The organism is uncultured Olegusella sp. (assembly GCF_947253395.1).
Classification (GTDB): domain Bacteria; phylum Actinomycetota; class Coriobacteriia; order Coriobacteriales; family Atopobiaceae; genus Olegusella.
The window spans coordinates 1-7,621 of sequence record NZ_CAMXYY010000071.1; the positions used below are offsets into that span (position 1 = coordinate 1).

General features: G+C 51.7%; 5 protein-coding genes and 2 pseudogenes. 4 read left to right on the forward strand and 3 right to left on the reverse strand.

The annotated features are described in order from the left end of the window. Positions 1 to 361 precede the first annotated feature (361 nt). Complete coding sequence (locus tag Q0X25_RS06200) at positions 362 to 676, forward strand: type II toxin-antitoxin system RelB/DinJ family antitoxin (RefSeq protein ID WP_298580071.1); 315 nt, start codon at positions 362 to 364, stop codon at positions 674 to 676. Continuing rightward, on the forward strand, positions 673 to 1,005 hold the full coding sequence (locus tag Q0X25_RS06205; protein WP_298580074.1) for a type II toxin-antitoxin system RelE/ParE family toxin: 333 nt from the start codon (positions 673 to 675) through the stop codon (positions 1,003 to 1,005). The genes Q0X25_RS06200 and Q0X25_RS06205 overlap by 4 nt, the downstream gene beginning before the upstream one ends. A 317-nt stretch (positions 1,006 to 1,322) precedes the next feature. Here the strand turns inward: Q0X25_RS06205 and Q0X25_RS06210 are convergent. Beyond that, positions 1,323 to 1,586: pseudogene (locus Q0X25_RS06210) on the reverse strand (Lsa family ABC-F type ribosomal protection protein); the annotation flags it as partial. 438 nt (positions 1,587 to 2,024) lie between these two features. Here Q0X25_RS06210 and Q0X25_RS06215 point away from each other — a divergent pair. Together Q0X25_RS06215 and Q0X25_RS06220 are read left to right on the forward strand one after the other, a co-directional pair. Further along, on the forward strand, positions 2,025 to 3,845 hold the full coding sequence (locus Q0X25_RS06215) for an NAD(P)-binding protein (RefSeq protein ID WP_298580077.1): 1,821 nt from the start codon (positions 2,025 to 2,027) through the stop codon (positions 3,843 to 3,845). After that, entirely contained in the window at positions 3,839 to 5,569 is a 1,731-nt protein-coding gene (locus Q0X25_RS06220; protein ID WP_298580082.1) for a [FeFe] hydrogenase, group A, read from the forward strand. The genes Q0X25_RS06215 and Q0X25_RS06220 overlap by 7 nt, the downstream gene beginning before the upstream one ends. Positions 5,570 to 5,823: 254 nt before the next feature. Here the strand turns inward: Q0X25_RS06220 and rlmD are convergent, their stop codons facing one another. Together rlmD and Q0X25_RS06230 are read right to left on the reverse strand one after the other, a co-directional pair. After that, entirely contained in the window at positions 5,824 to 7,149 is a 1,326-nt protein-coding gene (gene rlmD / locus Q0X25_RS06225; RefSeq protein ID WP_298580085.1) for a 23S rRNA (uracil(1939)-C(5))-methyltransferase RlmD, read from the reverse strand. After that, positions 7,146 to 7,621, reverse strand: a pseudogene (locus Q0X25_RS06230) (hypothetical protein); the annotation flags it as partial. The gene rlmD and the pseudogene Q0X25_RS06230, both read right to left, overlap by 4 nt.

Consider the following 7,621-nt stretch of genomic DNA (forward strand, 5'->3'; position numbering starts at 1 on the left):
GTGCAAAGGGTACAATTAAAGCAATTAAATGAAATATCTTTTTCATAACCACCGCAGTCCCGACCCACTCGCCACATCTAAATCGTGAACCCAATTTATTGCTTTCAATAGGCTTAAAGGTTATTTCACATCTGCCCTTGACATCAATACAACACACTCCACATGGATTGAGAGAAAGGGTAGTATAGCTATACTTTTTTGAGTGCACACTATGGATATTGGGTACACTTTTTAACAATAGAAAAAGCTATCGTTACAAGGGTTTAATAGCTTAATTTCATTGCAATACGTATATTGCTTTCATCTGCTTGCATATGCTTGCGCTATTTTATAAAATGAGGGTAGAAAGGATGTGAACACAATGACAAATACAAACGCTGTATACGCAAGAATCGATAAAAATCTTAAAGAAAATGCTGAAAGCATCTTGAATCAGCTGGGAATAACTCCCTCTTCAGCAATCCAAATGCTGTACAGCCAGATTGTTTTACAAAAAGGTATGCCATTTGAACTTCGCCTGCCAGTTAATACGCAAGAAAAACCGCTTGCTTTAGGTAATTTAACTCGAGCTGAATTGGATGCAGAATTGCAAAAAGGCATCGACTCACTTTCGACCGGAAAATCGTATAGCGCTGACGATGTTGATAAGTTTTTCGCAAAGGAATACGGAGTATGAGTAAAGTATTCAGCATCATTTATTCCCCGCAAGCGTTGCTTGACCTGGCTGAGTTGTACGAATACATTTGCTTTAATTTACAAGTTCCTAAAACAGCTGAACAACAAGTCAACCGCATTAAGCATGCCATACGTTCTCTCGATACTATCCCTATGCGCTACCCTCTTGTTTCATGGGAGCCCTGGCATTCTATGGAAATACGCAGAGTCCCCGTCAATAACTACACAGTTTTTTATCAAGTAGACGAAAATAAAACTACCGTTACTATTATTCGCATATTCTATTCAGGTAGAAATATAGAAAACATTGTTAACGACCCAAACAACTAATATGCGATTTGGACTAGAAAAGTAATGAACGTAGTAGTGCAATTTCGAATGTTACGAAATACGTGCACCTATTAGGCCTTGAACGTCAATACCATGAGAGCGCGTGTCGTGGGTGAACATGTTGCGTTGCGTTTTGAGCGCGTGCGGGCGCGTGTGGTGAAGAATCGCTACTGATTCTGTATGTATCAAGACTACCCTGATGATAACCATGCATCAAGAAAAGAGCCTTAACGTTCGTTGCAGGAGAGAAGCTGGCAAGGGGAATGTCGTATGATGATAAAAGTCTAAGGCACTACAAACTTGGATTTATATTTTACTTATAATTGTATTATTTTATTAGCGATATCTTCTACAAATCGCTTATCGTGTTCCACAAATATGAGCGTAGGCTTTGCTTCCTTTATAATTTCCTCAATCTGTATTCTTGATATTACATCTATATAATTCAGTGGTTCATCCCAAATAAATAAATGAGCTGGCTTTGACAAACTTAGTGCAATTAAAGCTTTCTTTTTTTGTCCATCACTATAATCCTTCATATCCATTTCAAATAATTCTCTTGAAAAATCTAATTTTCTAAGGTTATTTATAAAAACACCGCAAGAATTTGAATATGAAACTACGATTGCTTGTGTACGGCATGGAGGGCATTTCACTGTTTTCGTCTACGCTCTTTGATTTGATCTTGTTGGAGAGCATGTTGCCCCAAATTAATAAAATTACTCCGCTTGAAAGACTCACGATTGTTGCTGTTTTTATCATGCTCTGTCCTTTTTAAGCAATTGGACTAACTCGAATGCATTTCATAAATCCACAGCAGTCATAGGTCTCCCCAGACGCGTCACATGCTATCGTCCAAGTTTTGGTTCTACGTCCGGTAGGTGACCGACATTTACCCAAATTCTACGTTTTGTGTAATGACCCACGTTTTATCCCTTAAGATTATATGCAAGGGCTCGCGGGAGGGGAGAGGGGAACCTGCGTCTGCGAGCTGCAACCCTCTGGGAGAGGATAATCGAATGGCTAGGCTTCATGTCATGGAGCGCAGCCAGGCTCAGGTCGTCATGGATGGTCTCCATGAAGCGGTAGGCAAGCGACTCGCTGTGAGTTCGCTTGCGCCATGTCCTGTGGAGTTTACTGCGGCCTTTGTCGGCATGTGCGCTATCCAGAGCTGCGGCAAGTGCACTCCCTGTCGTGTCGGTCTCGGCGTCCTCAAGGAGCTCATGGAGGACGTCCTTGCTGGTAGGGGAGACGAGCATACGCTCGAGCTCATCGAGAGAACTGCCCGCACTATCTATCTGTCGAGCGATTGCGCCATCGGGTACGAGGCTGGCGAGATGGCTCTTACAGCCATTCGCGGCTTCCGCGATGACTTTGAGTACCATATTGCCCACAAGGCCTGCGGCTTCGTCCAGAGCCAGCGTGTCCCCTGTGTGTCGGGCTGCCCAGCAGGCGTCGACATCCCTGGCTACATTGCCTTGGTCGAGGCTGGTCGCAACACCGATGCCGTGCGCCTCATCCGTAAGGACAACCCACTGCCCCTCATTTGCGGCCTCATTTGCGAGCATCCTTGCGAGATGTACTGCCGTCGCGGCATGGTTGACGATCCCATGAACATCCGCGGCATCAAGCGCTTCGCGACCGACCATATGGAAAGTGACTACACGCCCAACCACGCCGACCCCACGGGCAAGCGCGTGGCCGTTATCGGCGGCGGCCCTGCGGGTCTCTCTGCCGCCTACTACCTAGCTCTCATGGGGCACAGGCCCACAATCTTTGAGGTCCGCCACAAGCTCGGCGGCATGCTGCGTTATGGCATTCCAGCATACCGCCTGCCGCGCGAGCGCCTCGACTCCGAGATTCAGTGGCTGGTCGATCAGGGTATCGAGGTGCACCTGGACACTCCTGTCACCGACCTTGAGCCGCTCAGGCGCAACTACGATGCTGTGTATATCGCGATTGGCGCTCACAGTAATAACAAGCTCGGACTTGAGGGTGAGGACGCAGAAGGCGTCATCTCCGCCGTGCAGATGCTGCGTTCCATCGGCGATGATGAACTTCCCGACTTTACGGGCAAGCGCGTGTGCGTCGTGGGAGGTGGCAATGTTGCCATGGACTGCGCACGCTCTGCCGTCCGCTGCGGTGCCGAGAAGGTCACCATCGTCTACCGTCGTCGCGTTGCCGACATGACGGCACAGGACGAGGAGATTGTGGGTGCCAAGGAAGAGGGCTGCGAGCTCCTCGAGCTGCATGCGCCCCTGCGTATCGCCACTGATGACAACCGCGTCTCTGGTCTCGTCGTGCAGCCGCAGATCATTGGCGGTCCCAAGTGGGGTCGTCCCGCGCCGCGCAATGCGCAGGCCGACGAGGTCTGTGTCCCCTGCGAGCGCGTCATCGTTGCCATCGGTCAAAAGATCGACTCAGACGCCTTTGCCGCTCAGGGTGTGGTCACCAACAGGGGTAAGATTGTAACCGACTCCCTCGGTAGTATCGAAGGCTTCGAGGGCGTCTTCTCGGGCGGTGATTGCCAGACAGGCCCCGCCACGGTCATCCGTGCCATCAACGCTGGCAAGGTTGCCGCAGCCAACATCGACCATTACCTTGGCTTCGACCATCGCATCGAAGCCAACGTTGAGATTCCCGACGTTCAGTTTAAGGGCAAGGTTAGCTGCGCCCGCTGCGAGCTCAAGTTCCGCGAGGCTGTGGAACGCAAGGACGACTTCGATGAAATCGAGGATGGGTTCACGCCCGAAGAGGCTATGCAGGAGGCCTCTAGGTGCCTGCGCTGCGACCACTTCGGCTTTGGCGCGTTCCGCGGAGGGAGGTTCACGCAATGGTAACCGTCACCATAGATGGCCGTGAGATTCGCGTGCCCGAGCGCACTACCATTCTTGACGCTGCGCGTGAGGCGGGCATCGAGATACCCACGCTCTGCTACCTCAAGGGCGTTAACGAGATAGGTGCCTGCCGTGTCTGTGTGGTTGAAGTCGAAGGCATCGACCAGCTCGTTGCCTCGTGCAACAATTGCGCACTCGACGGCATGGTCGTTCATACTGATACTCCTAAGGTCCGTCAGGCTCGCAAGGTCAACACTGAGCTGCTCCTCTCGCAGCACGACTCCGAGTGCACGAGTTGCGTTCGTTCCGGTAACTGCTCCCTGCAGTCGTTTGCCAACGACCTCGGTCTCGTGAGGCTTCCCTATGAGAAGCATCTGCCCGACATCGAGTGGGACCAGGGCTTCCCCCTCATCCGTAACAACGACAAGTGCATCAACTGCTTGCGCTGCATACAGATCTGCGACAGAGTGCAAGGCTGCCACGTGTGGGATCTCGCCAACCGAGCGGCTCACACCTCGGTCAACGTCATCGGCGGCCTGCCAATCGACTCCGTCGCCTGTGCACTCTGCGGTCAGTGCATCACGCACTGTCCTACGGGTGCACTACGTGAACGCGATGACACCGACCGCGTCTGGGAGGCACTGGAAGACCCCGACATCACCACCATCGTTCAGATTGCACCCTCCGTGCGCACCGCCTGGGGTGACCACTGGGGCATGTCAAACAAGGAGGCCACTGTCGAGCGCCTCGTTGCCTGTCTCAGACCGATGGGCTTTGACTACATCATCAATACCGACTTCTCCGCCGATCTTACTATCATGGAAGAGGGCACAGAACTGCTCGAGCGCCTCAAGGAAGGCCCGCACGACCATCCCATGTTCACGAGCTGCTGTCCGGGCTGGGTACGCTATGTCAAGTCACACTATCCTGAGCTCGTCGATGATGTATCGACGTCCAAGTCGCCGCAGCAGATGTTCGGTGCAATCATCAAGAGTTACTACGCCGAGAAACTCGGCGTCGATCCGCACAAGATCTTCTCGATTTCCATTATGCCCTGCGTGGCCAAGAAGTCCGAGTGTGCGCTGCCCACGATGAACGACGCATGCGGTGATCCTGATGTGGACGTTGTTCTCACGGTTCGTGAAGTCGACCGCATGATTCGCTCAGAGCACATCGACCCGCGCAGGCTTGAGGATGAGCCCTTCGATGAGCCGCTCGGCGAGGGTACGGGCGCTGGCATCATCTTCGGTGCCACGGGTGGCGTCATGGAGGCTGCATTGCGCACCGCGTCCTTCCTCGTTACAGGCAGTGCTCCCGAGACCGACGTCTTCAAGGACGTTCGTGGCCTTGACGGGTGGAAGGAGGCTACCTACGACCTTGCTGGAACGCCGTTGCGCGTCGCTGTGGCAAGCGGCCTCGCCAACGCCGGGCGTCTCTGCGAGGCGATTCTCGCGGGTTCCGTGTCCTACGACTTCGTCGAGGTTATGGCTTGTCCCGGCGGCTGTGTTGGTGGCGGCGGTCAGCCTATTCACGACGGTCAGGAGCGTCAGGGGCTTCTGGGTGGCGTGCTTTATGGTCTCGATCGCGTCGCTAAGTACCGCAATTCCTATGAGAATCCTGCGATTACAACCGTATACGCGGAGTACCTAGGCGAGCCACTCTCCAAGCGCACCGAGGATCTTCTCCATACGAATCAGCATGCTTGGATCATGCCTGGCGAGGAGTAGAGAGTGTCTCATAATCGCTAGCTAGCGGAGGGACCCCGCGCCTTGCCACGGGGTCCTCGTCGTGGTATGCCGGGCGTACGCTTCGATTTGATATCTACCTAAAACATCAGGGCATAGTACATCTATTTTTTTCTTCCTTTGTGTCATAACTCACTAGTTTCCCGCCTATCAGTATTACAATTTCCCCGAATGTCGTTATTAGTTTTTCCATTTTTTTTATCTGCGAATTCAAATGTAATGAATTATAAAAATCATTAATACTTTGACATTAAGCAAACCGTCTCAACGTGGTAAGCCTGGGGGAAGAGGTCAACAGGGGTGATGCGCAGCGGCTGGTAGTTACCTATTGCGCAAAAACGAGCAAGATCACGTGCAAGTGTTGCGGGATCGCAGCTTACATAGGCAATGCGACGGGCGTGCTGTTTTGAGAGTTGCTTGACCACATCCTCCGCTAGCCCAGCACGCGGTGGATCAACAACAATCAAATTAGCATCGCAATCAGGAAACTCCCGACCAGCATCTCCGCCGATAACATCAACGTTTTGTAGCTGTGCACTATCGAGATTACGACGGAGGTCGCGAACAGCAGGGCCAGATGCTTCTACCGCAGAGACAAACTCGCAGCGCTTTGCAAGAGGTAGTGTAAAGGTGCCAGCACCGCAGTACAGATCCATTGCCTCTTCGTCTGGTTGGGGGTCAAGTCCTGTAAGCACCAGCTCAATCAAGCGTTCTGCTCCTAAGGTATTGACCTGAAAAAAAGAAGGAGCAGAAAGAGCCATACGTTGACCTGCAATACGTTCGGTCCAAAGACCCTTACCAGAAAGCACTTCTACACCAGTGACGCGGCGTGCTCTTTTTAATCCTTTGGTGAGTACTCGTACCACAGAGCTTGCATGTGTGGCATCACCGAGGACTTTTGCAACTTGAGCGCGGGGAAAAGCGCCTGGTTTTCCCCAGAGCGCAATTTCAATATCTTTAGTATGTAGTGCTACACGAATACCAACTCGCTCGAGACCAAGTTCATTGGTACCACCGAGATAACCCAAAGCGCCCGAGACTGCTTTGACAAGTTTTGCATGCTTGTCTTGTAAAAGTGGGCACGAATCGACCTTGATGACGGACCCATCCTTTGCATGCATACCTACCATAAGGCGACCTTTTTGCCAGCTTACGGCAAGTTCCACTTTGTTGCGATATCCCCAGTCAGCAGAAGGGCGCTCGCAGTTTGCAACCAAGGACTCAGCTTTTTCTGCCTCAAAGTGTCCGATGCGAATGAGTGCATCCACAACAGCTGTGCGCTTTGCTTCAAGTTGGGCATCTTTTGAAAGAGCTCCCCAGGGGCAACCGCCACATATACGTGCATAAGGGCAGGGGGGAGCGACGCGTTTTTCAGACGGCTCGACAATATGCGTAACTCTGCCTTTTGAAAAGTTGGAGCCATCTTGTATGAGTTCAACCTCAGCCGTCTCACCGGGAACGGCTCCAGCAACAAAAATAGCTTTCCCTTCTGGAGTATGAGCGATTGCGTCAGCTCCATAGGCCATACGCTCTATTTGTAGTGTGAGCACTAACTCTGTCATCTCCTCAAGCCAAACAAAGTGGCAAGACCCTCACCAATCAAGTGGAACGCTTGGCTCATGCGACTGCGTGAAATCTCAGGTTTTTTGGCGCTTATCTCATTTTCGTCCGTTTGGCTATTCATATCGGCAGCGCATGCGGTATCCTGCGCGTTAGGTTCATCTGTTGCGGAAGAAATACGAGCAGCCTCTCCTACAGAAGGGCCTTCACCATCAGCAGTTTGAACGTGATGACGTTTTGCTGTGGCCTGGGCATCAGCTGCTTTGCGAGCGCGTTCACTGGCGCGTGCACATAGTTTTTCTTGAGAGTTAACGAGTAGCTCACCTTCACCCAGTTCAATCTTTTTCCAACTGCCATCTGAGGTGAGCTGACGAGCCTTGGTGTTATCGGCAAGTTGGAGATCCATATATTCTTTAACCATCTGACGACAACGTGGGTCAAGCACGGGATAGGCCTGTCTCTTATACACATCTG